Origin of the sequence: Porphyromonas endodontalis ATCC 35406 (genome assembly GCF_000174815.1) — a bacterium.
Lineage (GTDB): Bacteria > Bacteroidota > Bacteroidia > Bacteroidales > Porphyromonadaceae > Porphyromonas > Porphyromonas endodontalis.
Window position 1 is genome coordinate 177,519 of the sequence record NZ_ACNN01000020.1, and the last position, 17,471, is coordinate 194,989.

General features: G+C 49.3%; 14 protein-coding genes. 9 read left to right on the forward strand and 5 right to left on the reverse strand.

Features of this window, described 5'->3' with window-relative positions; all coding sequences use genetic code 11:
- The first annotated feature begins 71 nt into the window (after window positions 1-71).
- From POREN0001_RS05225 to POREN0001_RS05255, 7 genes are all read left to right on the forward strand, one after another.
- Window positions 72-1,073, forward strand: coding sequence for an acyltransferase (locus POREN0001_RS05225; protein ID WP_004333788.1), 1,002 nt, complete (start codon window positions 72-74; stop codon window positions 1,071-1,073).
- Between the two features lie 278 nt (window positions 1,074-1,351).
- A complete protein-coding gene (locus POREN0001_RS05230) occupies window positions 1,352-1,948 on the forward strand; it encodes an L-threonylcarbamoyladenylate synthase (RefSeq protein WP_004333848.1) in 597 nt (198 codons plus the stop codon).
- The gene (locus POREN0001_RS05235; protein WP_040580776.1) at window positions 1,945-3,351 is read left to right on the forward strand and encodes a sugar transferase; all 1,407 of its coding nucleotides are present in this window, start codon (window positions 1,945-1,947) and stop codon (window positions 3,349-3,351) included. The genes POREN0001_RS05230 and POREN0001_RS05235 overlap by 4 nt, the downstream gene beginning before the upstream one ends.
- Window positions 3,348-5,147 carry a chloride channel protein gene (locus POREN0001_RS05240; RefSeq protein WP_052296687.1) on the forward strand — a complete coding sequence of 600 codons (1,800 nt, stop codon included), beginning with the start codon at window positions 3,348-3,350 and terminating at the stop codon, window positions 5,145-5,147. The genes POREN0001_RS05235 and POREN0001_RS05240 overlap by 4 nt, the downstream gene beginning before the upstream one ends.
- A gap of 29 nt (window positions 5,148-5,176) precedes the next feature.
- Window positions 5,177-6,151, forward strand: a complete 975-nt coding sequence (gene fmt / locus POREN0001_RS05245) for a methionyl-tRNA formyltransferase (protein ID WP_040580842.1) — start codon at window positions 5,177-5,179, stop codon at window positions 6,149-6,151.
- A gap of 39 nt (window positions 6,152-6,190) precedes the next feature.
- Window positions 6,191-8,491: a S1 family peptidase gene (locus POREN0001_RS05250; protein ID WP_040580778.1), complete on the forward strand. Its 2,301-nt coding sequence runs from the start codon at window positions 6,191-6,193 to the stop codon at window positions 8,489-8,491.
- A 61-nt stretch (window positions 8,492-8,552) separates the two neighbouring features.
- Window positions 8,553-9,251 carry a copper homeostasis protein CutC gene (locus POREN0001_RS05255; RefSeq protein WP_052296688.1) on the forward strand — a complete coding sequence of 233 codons (699 nt, stop codon included), beginning with the start codon at window positions 8,553-8,555 and terminating at the stop codon, window positions 9,249-9,251.
- 32 nt (window positions 9,252-9,283) lie between these two features.
- Here POREN0001_RS05255 and POREN0001_RS05260 read toward each other — a convergent pair whose 3' ends face one another.
- The 5 genes from POREN0001_RS05260 to POREN0001_RS05280 form a co-directional block, all read right to left on the reverse strand.
- The gene (locus POREN0001_RS05260; RefSeq protein WP_004333737.1) at window positions 9,284-10,543 is read right to left on the reverse strand and encodes a M16 family metallopeptidase; all 1,260 of its coding nucleotides are present in this window, start codon (window positions 10,541-10,543) and stop codon (window positions 9,284-9,286) included.
- A 171-nt stretch (window positions 10,544-10,714) separates the two neighbouring features.
- A complete protein-coding gene (locus POREN0001_RS05265) occupies window positions 10,715-11,296 on the reverse strand; it encodes a 30S ribosomal protein S16 (RefSeq protein WP_004333562.1) in 582 nt (193 codons plus the stop codon).
- A gap of 136 nt (window positions 11,297-11,432) precedes the next feature.
- Window positions 11,433-13,085 carry a leucine-rich repeat domain-containing protein gene (locus POREN0001_RS05270; RefSeq protein ID WP_147286671.1) on the reverse strand — a complete coding sequence of 551 codons (1,653 nt, stop codon included), beginning with the start codon at window positions 13,083-13,085 and terminating at the stop codon, window positions 11,433-11,435.
- A gap of 5 nt (window positions 13,086-13,090) precedes the next feature.
- On the reverse strand, window positions 13,091-13,855 hold the full coding sequence (locus POREN0001_RS05275; RefSeq protein WP_004333818.1) for a hypothetical protein: 765 nt from the start codon (window positions 13,853-13,855) through the stop codon (window positions 13,091-13,093).
- A gap of 14 nt (window positions 13,856-13,869) precedes the next feature.
- Complete coding sequence (locus POREN0001_RS05280) at window positions 13,870-14,460, reverse strand: leucine-rich repeat protein (RefSeq protein ID WP_004333519.1); 591 nt, start codon at window positions 14,458-14,460, stop codon at window positions 13,870-13,872.
- 352 nt (window positions 14,461-14,812) lie between these two features.
- Here POREN0001_RS05280 and purH point away from each other — a divergent pair, with 352 nt between their 5' ends.
- Both purH and POREN0001_RS05290 read left to right on the forward strand, forming a co-directional pair.
- Entirely contained in the window at window positions 14,813-16,330 is a 1,518-nt protein-coding gene (purH, locus tag POREN0001_RS05285; protein WP_004333859.1) for a bifunctional phosphoribosylaminoimidazolecarboxamide formyltransferase/IMP cyclohydrolase, read from the forward strand.
- 42 nt (window positions 16,331-16,372) lie between these two features.
- Window positions 16,373-17,395, forward strand: coding sequence for a rod shape-determining protein (locus POREN0001_RS05290; RefSeq protein WP_004333527.1), 1,023 nt, complete (start codon window positions 16,373-16,375; stop codon window positions 17,393-17,395).
- Window positions 17,396-17,471 lie beyond the last annotated feature (76 nt).

Consider the following 17,471-nt stretch of genomic DNA (forward strand, 5'->3'; position numbering starts at 1 on the left):
CCCAAAAGGGGAGATGGCCGAGAGCTTTGCTAGAGAGGCTCTTTTTGTAGAAGAAAGATTCCTTAGATACGATGGATGCAACCCGACATGAGGGGCTGGATGTCCTCCGCGCTCTTGCTGCCTTTTTTGTGATTGGCATTCATACTTCGGGGCAGTACCTCGCTCCGGAGCATTGGCAGAGTAGTAACGGATATGTTGCAGCTTTGGTGCAGGGCTTCGTGCAGATAGGGGTACCTCTCTTTTTTATGCTAAGTGGAGCCTTTCTTCTCACTCAGCCCATTGAGAAACCCTCTACATTCTATCGCAAACGTTTACCTCGACTTCTCATCCCCCTCGCTGTTTGGCTTCCTCTTTACTACCTCTATTTTTGGATTAAAGGGGCTGATGTTGCGGAGTATGCCCTCCATCTTTTTTGGGCAAAAGGCTATTTCCATCTTTGGTTTCTACCCCCTCTTCTCGGGCTATACCTTGTAACGCCTCTCCTTCGCAAGCTCATAGAGCGAGTATCGCGCTCTAGGCATCTTACCCTCATCGCTTTGGCTCTTCTCCTTTTGGAGGTGATCGGTAGCCTTTTTCTCTTCGTATACCAAGTAGAGCTACCTATTCCCATTCTATTTATCCCCTATCTTGGATACTACCTATTAGGGTATGTCTTGAAGGAACATGCGTTGGCGAAAAAGTCTCTTTGGGGTGTGCTTTATGGCACGAGTACGCTGGCTATGATAACTTTGCTCATCCTATACCATGGCTCCTCTTGGGCGGAGTATGTGACGAGCAACCTCTCGCCTCTTGTAGCCGTGGCTACTATTAGTCTTTTTGCGCTCTTCTCTTCGCTCCCTCGCTTATCCCATAATCCTAGGTTCCTAAGCTCCTTTGCTGCTCGTTCTTTGGGTGTTTATCTCATCCATATCGTGGTATTGGATGTGGTTACCAAGCCCTTTCTTTTGTGGTTCCCTTGGATTATGGAGCAGGCTTTGCTCTCTATCCTTTTGCGCTGGAGCCTTACGGCGCTACTTTCTTTTATTGGGGTCTCGCTCCTGTACAAAGTGCGCCCCCTACGCACCTTCCTCTGAAGACACTACACCGCTCCCAAATCCCTTAAATTTTACTCACTGAAAAAGGGATGGATGTCTGCCCTAAAAATTTTCCGTTCTTGCCCTAGATTCTACGAAAAACCACCCGAAAAACATTTCTTTTTTACCCTGTACCCTCCCCAAAAATAGCGCAATATTTTTCTGCGTTTCGCACCTGTCTTTGTTTTTTGTGGGGTAAAGAATCTAGATTGATGGCGCAACGCTTTCAAAATTGTATCTTTGTCCTGCATATGTAAAAGCTTAGTTTGTAAACTCCAATGGATGTTCAACGCAATACATTAACCGAAGAATATAAGAGGGCGGTGCAGGAGGCTTCCAAGGTAGTCAAAGCCGGGGGGATTATTCTCTATCCCACCGATACTATTTGGGGGCTAGGGTGCGATGCCACCAACGAAGAGGCAGTGCAACGTATTTTTACTCTCAAAGGACGTGCCGAGAGCAAGGCCATGTTGCTGCTTATCGATAGTGATGCCAAGTTGCCGGGATTGGTGCGTGAGGTGCCCGATATTGCCTATCAATTGATTGATGCGGCGGTGTCTCCTCTGACTCTTATCTACCCGGGAGGGCGCAATGTCGCCCCTTCGCTGATTGCTCCCGAGGGTACGTTGGGTATCCGTATCACGCACGAGGCTTTCTCGCGAGCCCTCTGTGCAGCTGTTCGGGTGCCTTTGGTTTCTACGAGTGCGAACCTCTCGGGGCAGCCTGCTCCCAAGATTTTTGCCGAGATCTCGGAGGAGATCAAGGCTGCTGTGGACTATGTCGTCCCCGTTCGTCAAGACGAATGCACGCCGGCGCGTCCTAGCGAAATTATATCCATAGGGTTGGGAGGGGAAGTAAAGATCCTGCGTTCATGAGTCGTATCTTATTGTATCGCCTAAGGTATATTCTCTCGGATAGTTTGGCTATGTTGCTGACTATCCTTCTGTTTAATATCTTGCGGTACAATATAGAGGGGGTAACTTCTTCTTGGGGGAGCCTAGGTGCCTATCTCTTGAGCTCGCGCAATTTGCTTGTTAGCGGCTTGGTTTGGTTGGTGTGGATGGCTCTTTTTGCTCTCTCCGGATACTATAATAAACCCATCAATAAGAGTCGTCTTGACGAGTTGTGGGTTACGCTCTGCTCTGTTTTTGTGGGTAGCGTTGTCTCATTTTTATTTTGGGTGGTAGACGATATTGTACTCGATACCCGCGTTTATTTGGAGCTCTTTGTGGGGATATTTGTCCTCGCTTTCTTTTGGGTTTATTTGGGGCGGCTCTGTATTACCCTTGGGGGAATACGAAAGAGGGATAACCCCGAGCATTGGGAGCGCGTGTTGCTTGTGGGCACCAAAAAGAAGGTGGAGCATCTTGCTCAATGCACCAAAACTATGCGCTTTGTAGAGAGAGGGCGAGTGCTGATTGACGAGGAGGCTACACCCGAATGTGCCGATTTGGAACACCTATCCCACAGGATAGCCTCTATATTTTCTACCCTCTCCCCCACGGCTATTTACCTTACAGTCTCTCCTGAGTGGAAGCCTGTAGCTGGGCACCTTCTTTACTCAATGTATCGCTTCCATTGCCCTATCTATATAGAGGCAGAGAGTGTACCGCTCTCTCAACCGCGCCCTAAACTTACCCATGCTGTACTTATGGGGGTACCCATGATCGAAGTGACAGAGACGAATATGAGTGAGCTGGCAAAGAACCTCAAGTACTGCTTTGATCGGGTGGCTGCGCTCTTTGCTTTGGTTGTGCTTTCCCCTCTTTTTTTAGTGCTTTCTATTGCCGTTCGCCGCTCTTCGTCGGGGCCTGTTTTTTACCGGCAGGAGCGCATTGGCAAGCGAGGTAAGCCATTCCTCATTTACAAATTCCGTACCATGTACACCAATACCGAGGGTGAAACCCCACAACTTTCGTTCGAAGGGGATCCTCGCGTTATCCCTTTGGGGCGATGGTTGCGACGCTATAGACTAGACGAATTGCCCCAGTTTTACAATGTATTGCGGGGCGATATGAGTTTTGTTGGTCCGCGTCCGGAGCGGCAATACTACATTGATCAGCTCGTGGAGCACGCCCCCTACTACTACCTCTTGCACAACGTTTTGCCCGGGATTACCTCTTGGGGAATGGTGCGATATGGGTACGCCTCTACCCTCGAAGAGATGCTCGAACGCTTACGCTACGATTGGCTTTACTACGAAAATATGTCGCTAAAGCTCGATTTTGTAGTACTCTTTTATACGATACGTACGATACTAAACGGAGAAGGAAAATGACCTCATCGTCCACTACTACACAATCTGGTGCTCTCATGCGCTTTATCCTCTGGCGTGAGAAGCATATCAGTGAACGTGTATTTGTTTTAATACTTGCTTTTATCGTGGGACTGGCTACGGCGGTAGCTGCGTTTGTGCTCAAAGAATTGGTGCATACACTCCAGCATTTTGCCACCACGGCGGCACAGCGAAATCAATATCTCTATTTGGTGCTTCCCCCGGTAGGTATCTTTGCCACCGCCATGATCGTGCGTTACGTGGTGCGAGACGATATAAGCCATGGGGTTACCAAGATACTTATTGCATTGTCTCAGCGCAAGAGCCGTATCAAACCGCATAATATGTGGTCTTCTGTTTTGTCTAGTGCCATTACCATTGGGATGGGGGGATCTGTGGGAGCGGAGTCTCCTATTGTGCTTACGGGGGCTGCCATTGGTTCTAATTTGGGGCGGTTCTTCAAGATGGAGCAGCGCAACCTGATGCTCCTTGTGGGGTGTGGAGCAGCCGGTGCTATTGCCGGTATTTTTAAGGCCCCTATCACGGGATTGGTTTTTGTCATAGAGGTGCTTTTGATGGATTTGACCCTTGTGAGTATTCTGCCCTTGCTTACCACCTCCGTTACATCAGCCTCTCTCGCCTATATCTTGACGGGTCGTCAGGCTATGTTTAGCTTCATGCAAAGCGAAGATTTTATCTTAGATCGTATCCCCTATACACTCCTGTTGGGCATCCTTTGTGGCTTTGTGGCACTCTACTTCTCGCGCATTATGTTCTTTTTGGAGCGGAGGTTTAAGCGTATCCCTAAGTATGTCAATCGCTTCTTGCTCTCGGCGGTGATTTTGAGTGTTCTCATTGTTCTTATGCCACCTCTCTATGGTGAGGGGTATAGTGTTATCGAGCAGCTTCTGAGCAACGACTACAGCAGCATCATGCAGGGGTCGCTCTTTGCCGGTTTGGGAGACTCGTATTGGTGGATTGTGCTTTTCCTCACCTTAGTGCTTCTCTTTAAGGTATTTGCCTCGGTGGCTACCAACTCAGGTGGAGGTTGTGGGGGGCTCTTTGCTCCTACGCTTTTTGTGGGAGGGCTTACGGGCTTTCTCTTCTCGCATACCCTTAATTACTTCCCCTTTATTCGCGTCTATCTCCCCGAGAAAAATTTTATCCTCATGGGGATGGCTGGGACTATGGCGGCCGTGATGCACGCTCCTCTTACAGGGGTATTCCTTATTGCCGAGCTTACGGGGGGGTATAATCTTTTCCTTCCGCTCATGTTGGTTGTGCTCAGTGCCTATTGTACCATCCGGGTATTTATGCGCCATAGTATCTACTCGTTGCGTCTTGCCGAAGAGGGTAAATTGCTCACGCACCAAAAGGACCAAGCTGTGCTTACTCTGATGAATCTGGATAGTGTTATCGAGACGGAGTTTAGCACCATAGCCCCTGAGATGACATTGGGCGATGTGGTACGGATCATTGGCGAGAGCCGACGCAATGTTTTCCCCGTGGTGGATGGGGACAAACGTTTGGTGGGGATAGTCCTCCTCGACAATATCCGCAATATTATGTTCCGCCCCGAGTTGTACGATCGCTTCCAGGTGGAAACGTTCATGGTTTCTCCTCCTGCCAAAATCTTATCTACGATGTCTATGGAGGAGGCAATGCGCACATTCGACGATACCAAGGCATGGAATCTCCCTGTCGTAGATGCCGAGGGGCACTACCTCGGGTTTATCTCTAAATCGAAAATCTTTAATACATATCGAGAGGTACTCACAGACTTAAGTCAAGGAGATTGACCTCTCTAGATCCTTTTTCGTTGCACTATATGGAACAACAAGATATACGCATTCTCTTTTTGGGTACAGCCCCTTTTGCAGCACGGCATCTTACCTTTTTGATAGAGTCCGGGTACTCTGTGGTGGGGGTGGTGACTACTCCGGATCGACCTGCAGGGCGAGGGCATAAGTTGCAGCCCTCTCCTGTAAAAGTGGAGGCTCTTCGCTTGGGGCTCCCCATTTGGCAACCGGAGCGGCTCCGAGATGAGAGCTTTCTTGCAGAAATGCGTGCCCTACGCCCCACCCTAGGGGTAGTTATTGCCTTTAGGATGCTGCCCGAGGAGTTATGGGCAATGCCTGACCTCGGGACGGTAAATATCCACGCATCGTTGCTTCCTCGCTGGCGTGGTGCGGCACCTATCAATCATGCCCTAATGGCAGGAGACAAGGAGACGGGCGTTTCTCTTTTCCGCCTTACCAAGGGCTTGGATGAGGGGCATATCTTGGGGCAACGCGCTCTCCCCATTGACGAAAATACCCTGTTTGGCGATCTTTATGATACTCTAGCAGAAGAGGGTATTCTCCTGCTCGGGGAGTTTTTACAGGCATGCCGAGAAGATAAAATCCCCGAAGGTGTAGCTCAACCGAAGGATACCGAAGAGCCCTATGCCCACAAGCTGACAAAAGAGAATACACGGATTGATTGGAGCCGATCTGCCCGAGAAATTCATAACTTTGTGCGTGGTTTATCCCCTTTGCCTACGGCATGGACTACCCTTGTCTGCCCTGGCGCGGGAGAGCCTTTGACGTACAAATTGTTTGTCACACGCGTCGTTTCCGAAGAGCCTCTGCCTGTGGGTACAACGCCCGGTTCCGTGTTGCCCTCTCCTCGTCGCTCTCTGCATGTCGCAACAGGAGGCGGCATCTTGGCAATAGAAGAACTGCAAGCCCCTGCTAAAAAACGCTTGCCCATTGCAGACTTTCTCAATGGAGTACAGCTAGGAGAGGGGGCATTTTTTGAATAATTGAAGGACTAATCACACACCATACAGCCCATTTTGAATATGAAAATTCGATCGATTATACTTTCCGTCTCTCTCTGCACTGTCGTGGGAGCTAGTTCGTTGCCCCTTTTGGCTCAGTTGAGTTTGGGAGGGATACCTTCTAATATCTCTACCTCTTCTGAGCTTCGCTCAGCTTCGTTTGGGGCTGAAAAGGTCATTACGTTGCCGGCGCCTCCAAGAGCTGAGATTGAGCGACTTTTGGAGGAAGAGAGCCTTGGTGCTCCCCTTGTGCGCGCCACCTTTAGGATGGGAATCCCACAGGAGGTTGACCTCTCCCCGAGTAATAGTGGCACCCTATCGTACGACAACGAAGGGCGTTTGATTTGGGAATTAGCGATTCGGAGTGAGGGGGCAGCCTATCTTCAGCTCTTCTTCGATCGATATTCCCTAGAGGAGGGGAGCCGTCTCTTTGTGCTCTCTCCCGAGAGAAATATAGTGCGTGGGGCATTTGGAGCCCACAACAATACGGAGTCTAATAGCCTAGCTATTGCTCCTGTGGCAGGGGAGCAGCTTGTCGTTCGCTACGAGTCCCCAAAAGGCGATTACTCTCTCCCCAATCTGCATATTGGTAGTGTTTCTTATGGTTTTCGCTCTCTGATGCATGAAACCGCAGGGGTTTATAAGCCGGGCGAACCCTGGTTTGTGGGGGGGATAGACTGTGCCCCCAATATCGTAACGCATCCCGAACTCGACAATGTGAGTCGTAGCCTCGTGCTGGTCGTTGCTCGAGGTAGTGTTGTCTTCTCCGGTGCTCTCATCAATAATACTGCCGAAAATGGAGAGGCGTACGTGCTCACAGCTTCGCACTGTCTCAACGGATCGTTTAGTTATGCCAACAACCAAGCTTATCGCGAAAATACGGCACGACAGTGTGTTTTTTACTTCAACTTCCGAAGTCCGACGGGCAATGTGCTTACTCGCCCCAGCGAAGAACAGACCCTCTCGGGGGCTGAGATTGTAGCTTGGGATGAGGATCACGACCTTTGTCTCTTGCGCATTACGGGGGTGGAAAAAGAGGACGCGAATTCTGTAGGTCGGGTACCGGCTTCTTATCGTCCTTACTTTGCAGGGTGGAATGCCGGGGAGCATAATCCTCCCTATACGGCCATGCACCATCCTCAAGCCTCTACGGCTCGCTACACTCGCTGCGATAGTAAAATCCCTATTGTGGACTACGATGTAAAGAATAAGGCGTGGACTAACGCGCATTACCACATTGATAAGTGGGCGGTGGGTACCACAGCCGGAGGTTCTTCAGGCTCTCCCCTCTTAGATCCGGAAGGGCGCATTATCGGAGGATTGACAGGGGGAAGCTCCTATTGTAATACCCCCTTTAATGACTATTATTTTGCTATCTCTCGTTGTTGGGAGGGCGCCAATGCGTCAGACGCAACAAGACTACAACCTTGGCTCGATCCTAAGGCTACAGGCAAGCGCAATTTGGGTGGACTTGATCCCTATGCTCCCCTCAATCCGCAACGTTTGTCGCACAATCTCTACTCGCTCCGGCGTGACTCTATTGAACGTACAGCAGAGTATGTTGCGCGCATTTCCGGAGTGCGCACCTTTTACCACCTCTCGGATAGCTCTCGTGTATTGGGGCTTAAAATTGTGGCAACTACGGGCGGAACTTTCCCCTCCGGGGATATAACTCTCTACAGTGGGGATGCGAAAGGACCCAAAGAGGAGCTTTATACAACAAAACTCCGTCACCCCAACTACACACATTTAGGGGGTAAGGCTCCTCGTACGCTCGGGGGAGATATGGAGTTTTTTGTGCCCATTCCTCAGAATGTGACATTTGCCAAAGATGCTTATTTGTACATCTCGGTAACGGGAGCAAAAAACAATTCTTCAACGCCTTTGCAGCTCCCCATCCTACGAAGCAAGCAGCTCCCACGCTCGGGTAACTCTACACAAATCCTCCCCCTTGGGGCTAGTCTGTGGCAAGAGTCGAATAGCGGAAATTTGCCCTCAGACCTGCAATATACCGGATCGTTTTGGATCGATGCTATTGTTCAGCCTATTCAGAATGGGAATTCCAAGGAAGAAGACCCTGCAAAAGAGCGTCCCTTTATTGTCCTACTCGATAATACGATGCGGATTGTTCTTCCTAAAGGGGGCTCCGGCAAAACTGCTGTTGTTTCTCTTTATACCATATTGGGAGAACGCCTCTGCCGTGTGACTACCTCGCAAAGCGTTACCGATGTTTCTCTCCCTCGGCTGGATTCGAATAAATGGGTTCTTTGGTCGATTGAGTACAACGGCAAGGTATATAGGAATTTAACCCAGACTTTCTAAGACTAGAGGGGGAGTGTGTAAATATCAAAGAAGCCCACTATAATGGGGCATCGCGGTGTCTATGTGTACAAAGAAAGATTGGGAATTGGAGGTTTGTGCCTCGCAGTATTACGATGCTCTTGCCGCAGAAGAGGGCGGAGCGCAGCGTATTGAGCTTTGTTCTGCTCTTTCTGTGGGAGGCCTTACTCCCTCGCTGGGCCTTCTGCGTCAGCTCCGAACAAAACTCAGTATCGCCATCTTCCCTCTTATTCGTCTACGTGCAGGAGACTTTTGTTATACCTCGGAAGAGGTGGCAGTAATGGCAGAAGATATACGTTTGATGCGCCTAGAGGGGGCCGATGGATTTGTCTTTGGATGCCTTACCTCTGAGGGCGATTACGATGCGGATGCGAACGCAAAACTCCTAGAGGCTGCGGGGGGATTACCCTGTACTTTTCATCGCGCCTTTGATGTCGCCCCCCGGCGTGCCGCGTTGCTCTCTTCTATCATAGAGGCTGGGTTTGTTCGCCTTCTTACCTCGGGAGGTGCCGCTACGGCTCTTGAGGGAGCTGAGGAGCTACACGAGCTCGTGTCGCTAGCAAAGGGTCGTATTAAGATTCAATGTGGTAGTGGGGTGATGGCGGATAATATCCTCTCTTTGGCACAAAAGACGGGGGCCCGTTGCTTTCATGGTTCTTTCCGTCGCCCCCTTGCGGATGGTTCTCTAGCGACAAGTGCAAAGGAAGTGGCACGTGCTAGGGAGCAACTTCTCTTCCTGTAGAGAAGTTGTCCTTTTCTCTTTTGTTTCCCTTCTTAGTGATAGGTGAGGGTAAAGAGACGCTCGGGAGCGAAAAGCTCCTGCGCCGTGCTTTGGAGTTGCTCTGCCGTGATGGCTTGTATTCGTCGCTCAATAACGTCTAGAGCATCGTACTTACCATAGAACAAAACACTCTTACCCATAGAGAGAAAAGCGTTCTCACGAGCATCGCCCGAGATGGCAAGTTGTCCCATAAGTTGCCGCTTGGCATTGGCAAGTTCGTCCGCTTCTAGAGGGATAGAAGAGAGCTTCATAAGTTCGTCTAGCACTTTTTGAGTTGCCTCTTTGGCGTCTCGATGGGCGCATCCAAAGTAGATTGAGAAAAGCCCACCGCCCGAGAATATCGTGTAGTTGCTATCCACGGAGTAGACCAGTCCGGCCTCTTCTCGTAGGCTTAGATTGAGCCGTGAGTTCATCCCCGGCCCTCCCAAAATGTTGTTGAGCAGCGTTAGCACGATGCGTCGCTCGTCGTACATGCTGTAGGCAAATCCCCCCATAAGTTGGTGTGTTTGGTAGGTGTCGAAACGATGCGTAACATGCCGTTTGTTGGGGAGTAGAGCAGAGGTGGGATCCCAAGAGAGGGGAGGGCGCTCTATTTTTGTGGGAGGGGTACCCCCGAAGTGGTAGTTGCAGAAGTCGAAAATCCACGCAAGGTCGAATTGACCACGGAGACAGAGGATCATATTGTCTGCCCTGTAGTGATGCTGGCGGAAGTCTCTAGCCGCTTTGCTTGTAATGCGTTCTACCGAGGCGGTTGACCCTAGAATATTATGCCCGAGGGCGGTACCATGGAACAGATGCTCTTCAAACTCATCGAAAATCATCTCGGCAGGAGAGTCTCGATAGCTATTAATCTCCTCGATAATTACCGTCTTCTCTTTTTTTAGTTCCTCCTCGGGGATATGGCTGTGTAGCACGATGTCTGTAAGTAGTTGCAGCGTACGTACGGCATACTTCTGCCCAAAGGCGGCGTAGAGGAAGGTCTCTTCTTTGGTCGTATAGGCGTTCAGGTCAGCACCCACCACCTCCATACGATGTATAATCGACTTGGCTTTCCGTAGAGGGGTACCCTTAAACAGCATGTGCTCTACGAGGTGTGCCATCCCGTGGTACCTATTGGGGTCTTGGGCTGCCCCTGTGTGTACGATGTAGCCGGCATAGGATATAGCGCTGGGCTCGGGGTAGTAGGCAATGCGGAGTCCCGAGGGGAGTTGATACACTTGATAAAGATCGGTTTCGACGAGGGGGTGTAGCATAGGTCGGGTGTACGAGAAGACTCTTTTTTCTGTGAGCGAGGGATAGTGGAAAATCTTTGGTAGTGGGACAGGGGAGAGACCCCTCCGTAATAAAAGTACCCCTCAAATCTCTTAAGATAGAGACCTGAGGGGTATTTTCTTTAGGGTTGCTTAGCCTAAGAACCCCGGCTATTACGCTTCGGCAGGAGCCTCAGCAGCGGGAGCTTCTTCCTCTACAGCGGGAGTTTCTGCGCTCATAGAAGCTGCTTCTTCAGCCTCTTTAGCGGCCTCTTCTTCTGCCTTTGCCTTAGCTTCGGCAGCACGCTTTTCGGAGAGGGCTTGAGCCTTTACTTTGTTGATTTCTTGCTCAGCAGAGAGACGTTCTGCATTTGCTTTCGCTTTAGCTTCGTTGCACTTTGCTGTTACAGCGTTGAGTGCATCTTGCTTTTTCTTGCGCCAAGCTTCGAAGCGGCTTTCTGCGGTAGCTTCGTCGAATGCACCCTTCTTCACCCCACCAAGGAGATGCTTTTTGAGAAGAACACCCTCACGAGAGAGAATGTTGCGAGCGGTATCGGTGGGTTGAGCACCTACACCAAGCCAATAAAGAGCACGCTCGAAGTTCAGATCTATCGTAGCAGGATTAGTGTTCGGATTATAAGAACCTATCCTTTCAATAAATCTACCATCACGTGGTGCCCTGCTGTCTGCGACTACGATCTTATAGAAGGCGTGACCCTTGTGACCGTGACGCTGCAATCTGATTTTAGTTGCCATTTCTTTATGTTTCTATTAGTGCTGTACACTTTACAGCGACGCAAAGGTACATCTTTTTCGGGAGATACGCCCCTTTCCACCTGAGTATCTTTTTATTTCTCCCTAGAGTAAGGGGAGAACCCTCTTTGCTCCGATTCTAGGGAACGAGTACTTTTTCCATTCTCGTTATCCCTCCATTAACTTGTTTTTCTACCACAAGATAGCAACCATGCGAGGGGAGAGTGATACTTTTTGTCTCCCCATGCGAGAGTGCAAGGCCTCCGATGGGGAGCCCCTCTATTGTGTAGATCGTATATTCCGCAGCGTGACCGTTGGGAGCTGTGATAAGGAGATTAGCACCATATTGTGCTATGTTTATTCCCGAGTAGAGAGGGCTTGCTAGGTTACTGGGCTCCCCCGGCCAGTTCTCTTTGAGGTCAATGCGCCACCCATTCCGCAGCGGTAGCGTGAGGTCTACTTCGCTAGCTCCCGGGTTGTTGGCCAGCCGTAGCCATTTCTTCCACCAAGCCTTATTCGCACTCACTGTTATGCCGGAGATGTCGGGTAGTTGGTTGACTATCTTTTGTAGTTGGGGAGTGGAGAACTGGTTGTTGGCAAGGAATAGAGAGAATAGATTGCTGGCAAAAGGGGCTATGTCTAGTTCTGTGAATTGGTTGCCATCGAGCCAGAGGAGGTATAGGTTTTTGTTCTCCGAGAGGTCAATTTCCCTTAATTGGTTGTCGGAGGCAAGTAGCTCGCAAAGCTCCTTGTTCGCTTTTAAATCCAATTCTCTAAGTTGGGTTTTCTGGCAAAACAGATATTTGAGTAGAGGAGTCTTCGTTAGGTCTATCTTTTGCAAGGGGTTGTTGCTGCAACGTAGGTCGGAGAGAATGGGCGCCGATATGCTGAGCGATTGGAATTTGTTGCCCATTACCTCTACCTTCTCTAGCTCGGGTTGCTGGGTGAGGGTAAGTTGAGTAAGCTCATTGTTATTGGCATAGAGAACGTGTAGAGCCGGGTTGCCCGATAGGTCTAGCTGGCTTATCCCACAGCCGCTCAAGTTGAGAACTCGGAGGTCGTCTAGCGTACTTACATCGATATGCTTGATGGCACTATTTTCGATAAACAACTGCTGCAACTTTTTGTTTTTGCTTACATCAAGTTGCTCTATTGGGTTGCTTCCACAACGTAGTACCGTAAGGTCTCCTAAGTGATCTACCTGCAAGCTGGATATCTTATTATTCTCGCAGCGCAGTGCCATGAGTCTGTTTAGTTCACTTAGATCGAGAGATTCGATTTCATTCCCATAGCAAATTAGCATGTCAAGTCGGGGAGAATGTTTTACATCCAAGTTCTTGAGATGGTTATTGGCAAGGTGCAACTCTTCGAGCATAAAGCCTGAGGATAGGTCAAGCTGAGAGAGTTCGTTGCATTGACAATGGAGGAAGCGAAGCCTTTTAAGCCGTGTTACGTTGAGTTCTTCGATACTATTCCCTTTGTCGTTGTTGCCTAGGTAGAGGGCAATAAAATCTTGAGGGTCGCTATAAATGCGGATGGTATTCCCTTTTGCCTCCCCTTGGATGCCATCTACTCCGTAGTTCTTTGCTGGGAACTCTTCGCGAACGCCATCTCCCCAGTCTATGGAGAATGGAGAGCGGCAGTGGATCCCTAGGACAACCTCTTTGGGAGCATTCGCGGAGCGTTTGAAGGTAATGGCCTCCTCCTCTTGGGCCTTTGCTCCGATAATAGAGCCTAGAAGCAAGAGCGAACAGACTATTAAGCCACCCTTCTTTACTAGAAATCGTAACATAATCTTTAGCCTTCGTTTTCCATGTAATTACCAGCAGGGGCAAACATGAGTACGAGTACCTTTTTGTCCCCTTCCTCCTCTGTTATCTCGGAGAGCTTGGTGAGGTTAATCATAATGTCGAGGTTTTTCTCCTTGTTTGTCGCTACGAAGCCGTCTTCCCCTAGTGATTGAGGAGTGCTAAATCCGCTTGCAGCGAGTAGCTGAATAAAGGCTTCGGTGAGCGCAAAACTCTCCCCTTTGGGTTGCGTGGCATACTCTACTTGAGGATAGAAGCCCCAAAATTCATCAAATTCACCTGCCCCATTTTTGGAGACAAAGTAGCATCGGAATGAGATTTCATCAGAGGCAACATCGTACCACATAAGCGCGTGAAATCCCTCCTCTGGGTTGCTTCGCTCCTCGTTGTAGGTGCCATTGTGAGCCGCCTCATAGGCTTTGATCTCGTCTTGACTAGCTCCAAATGCCAAGGAGGGCATGGGTAGTGTGCTAAAGGTCTTGGACTCTTCGTAGGCTACAATGTTTGCTTTGGAGAGGTCGATGCTTTGCAAGGATCCTTTTTCTCCACTCATCTCTTGTAGGGTCTTGATGTCGAGGGTGTTGATCTCTCCTGAAACTATGATTTTTGAGGTTTTTGCATATTGCTCGTCCGATAGGAGGCTTCTAAGGCTGCCTGCCTTGTCTACACGGAGAGTTAGTGCTGCTTCGTTTTGGGCGAATAATACGCCGATAGAGAAGAACAGTGAGGTGAAAAAGAGAATTAGTTTAGTCATAACTCAAAATCGGCTTAGAGAGATACTTTTGTTATTCGGTTGTTGAAGGAAACGAAATAAACGCCTTGAGGTAGGGTAATTTCTAGAGCTGTGTTGGCAGAAGCTTTGGTTTGGTATAGGAGCTGGCCTTGAGGATCGAAGATGTGCATCTCTCCTACACTGTTGGGCAGAAGGGAGAGTATGTTCTCTCTCGTGCTTACTGAGAGGGTTCCCTCATTCTGTGTCGGCAAAAGAGCCAAGGGCTTGCCTATCTCAATCTTAGTCTTGCTAAAATGAAACATGGCATTGAGGGCAAGACGCATTTCTTCTGTGGGTACGTAGAGGGTAAGTCCCTCCTGGTCGGGGAAAGCATCAATGTTGAATCGTGTGGGATTGCCCGGGGTAATGATAATTTGTTTCAGTTGGGTATATCCCCTGAAGGCATGCGAGCCGATCTCTTTGAGAGATTGGGGAAGGGTAATCTCTTGGAGCTTTACACTCCCCTCAAAGGCTTGGGCAGGAAGCATATCTTGAGGGTACTTAGGCGAATTTTGGAGCTGCTGTCCATTGAGTAGCAGAGTGCTACCGGAGAAGAAAAATAGAAAAATTAGGACTAGTCTTTTCATCGGATACTTTTCTTGGGAACGTTATACCTGTCTTTGTAAGCTGCTCTCTAGGAAGGAGAAATTACCTTAGATAACCATAGATGGCGTTCCAAGGAAAATACTCCGTGCCAAGAGAAAAAGCTTTCGCCACAAATGTAGTAAAAGATTTTGTTCTTATTATTTTAATAATATCAACGTACTGCTTGTGGGGTGTCCTAGTTGCACGTATCATGTTTTGTGTTCAATAGATTTGGATCTGCTCTGTGGGGCTTGTTTATCTACTTTTTTGCCTTAATTCTGCTAGAGTGTTTGCTTTTCTGTATCTTTGTATCTGCAAGTTTTATCCCTCTTTTAGGGGGCTTATTTTGGAGTGATGGAAAGAAAGATTCAGAGGGCATTGATCTCCGTTTTTCACAAGGAAGGGCTGGAAGATATTGTACGTGCTCTGCACGATTTGGGAGTAGAGATTGTCTCTACCGGAGGTACTAAAGATTTTATAGAATCTCTTGGTGTGCCGGCTGTGGCTGCCGAGGACCTTACGAAGTATCCCTCAATGCTTGGGGGGCGTGTGAAAACGTTGCACCCCGCGATCTTTGGGGGTATTTTGGCTCGTCGTGATGAGGAGAAAGACCTCCAAGAGGTGGCTCAGTATGACCTTCGTCTCTTCGACCTTGTACTTGTGGATCTCTATCCTTTTGCTGCCACTGTTGCCTCCGGAGCCCCTGAAGCCGATATTATCGAAAAGATAGATATTGGTGGAATTTCCCTCATCCGAGGGGCTGCAAAGAACTTCCGAGATGTACTTATCGTCTCTTCTTCTGCGCAATATCCCCTTTTGCTAGAGATCTTAACCAACCAAAAGGGATTCACATCGCTAGAAGAAAGAAAACGTTTTGCCGGAGCTGCTTTTGCCGTGTCGTCGGGCTACGATAGTGCCATCTTCAACTATTTCGATGGAGGAGAAGGTACTGCTTTGCGCATTGCTTACGATGGAGTAGAGACCCTCCGCTACGGAGAAAATCCTCATCAACAGGGGCGTTTCTTTGGCGATTTTGATGCCTATTTCGATAAGATACAAGGCAAGGAAATCTCCTACAACAACCTGCAAGATATAGCGGCGGCTTGCGATCTGATTGCCGAATACAAGGCTCCTACGTTTGCCGTTCTTAAGCACAACAACCCTTGTGGCATAGCTTCTCGTGCAACGATAGAAGAGGCTTGGTTAGCAGCTCTCTCCTCAGACCCCGAGTCGGCTTTTGGTGGGATCTTGGTGGCTAATCGCCCCATTGATAAAGCAACGGCAGAGGCTATTGGGAATCTCTTCTTTGAGGTACTCGTAGCTCCGGATTACGATACAGACGCCCTCACGCTCCTCACGCAGAAGAGCAAACGTATCCTGCTTATCCAGAAGAAGCCTATCGAAAGTCGCTTTACTTTCCGCTCCGCTTTGGGGGGTGTTTTGATGCAAGAGACCGACCTTCGTAGCGAAAATAAGGGAGACTTTGAGGTCGTTACGAAGAAACAACCTACCGAAGATGAGTTAGACGACTTTGTCTTTGCCCAAAAGGTGGCAAAGCACTGCAAGAGTAATGCCGTGGCTCTTGTAAAAGATAGTCACTTGCTGGCTGTGGGGATTGGTCAGACCTCGCGTGTGGCAGCCCTCAAGCAAGCGATTGAGAAGGCGCAGCATTTTGGTTTCGATCTCCGAGGCGCTGTATTGGCTAGTGATGCCTTCTTCCCCTTCGACGATTGTGTGACTCTCGCTGCCGAAGCCGGCGTAACAGCCGTAGTGCAACCCGGTGGTTCGATGCGTGATGGCGATAGTATAGCCAAGGCCGATGAGCTTGGGTTGGCTATGGTATTTACGGGAGTACGCCACTTCAAACACTAACTTGCCCTCTGAAAGACTAACAGACTAGATGTTTACAAGATAATGGGACTTTTCTCCTTTAGACAAGAGCTGGCCATGGACCTCGGTACTGCCAATACCATCATCATGAAAGATGGTAAGATAGTACTAGACGAGCCCTCTGTTGTCGCTTTCGATCTCCGCACCAATGAGGTGCTTGCCATTGGGCACGAAGCGCGTGAAATGTACGAGAAAGCACACGCTTACATCCGTACCGTTCGTCCCTTGCGAGACGGCGTAATCGCAGATTTTAACGCTGCCGAGCAGATGATACGCGGTATGGTCAAGATGCTGAATAAGAAGTCGCATCGACTCTTTACCCCCTCTCTCCGTATGGTGGTAAGTATCCCCTCCGGGAGTACCCAAGTGGAGATACGTGCCGTACACGACTCTAGCGAGCATGCCGGAGGACGTGATGTGTACATGCTTTTCGAGCCCATGGCTGCGGCTATTGGTATCGGAGTGGATGTCCTTGCGCCTCAAGGGAACATGATTGTGGATATAGGTGGGGGTACTACCGAGGTGGCTGTAATATCGTATGGTGGTATTGCCACGAAGCAGAGTATCCGTACGGCTGGTGATGAGTTTACCAACGACATTATGAAGTATATGCGCCAGAAGCATAATGTTCGTATTGGGGAGCGTACTGCCGAGCAGATCAAAATACGTGTAGGAGCTGCCGTTAAGGATTTGGAGAATCCCCCCGAAGACTTTGTTGTTTGTGGGGCCGACCAAATGGATACACTCCCGCGTCAAATCCCTGTCTCGAGCGCAGAGATTGCCGGTTGTTTGGATGAGTCTATCGTAAAGATCGAGGCGGCAATTCTCAAGACATTGGAAGAGACTCCTCCAGAGCTGTACGGTGATGTGATGGAGAATGGTATCAACCTGACGGGAGGTGGCGCTTTGCTGCGTGGGCTTGACCGCCGTCTCACCGATCGTTTTGGAATCCAGTTTATAGTGCCGGAAGACCCCCTTCATGCCGTAGCTAAGGGTACAGGGGTGGCCTTGAAGAATCTGGATACATTTAACTTTTTAATCCGATAGATCTTGATAAATAGAGTGGGGTATGTTTTGTACCCCCTCTCTATTTTGACACTTCTAGCTCGACTTACAATAAAGA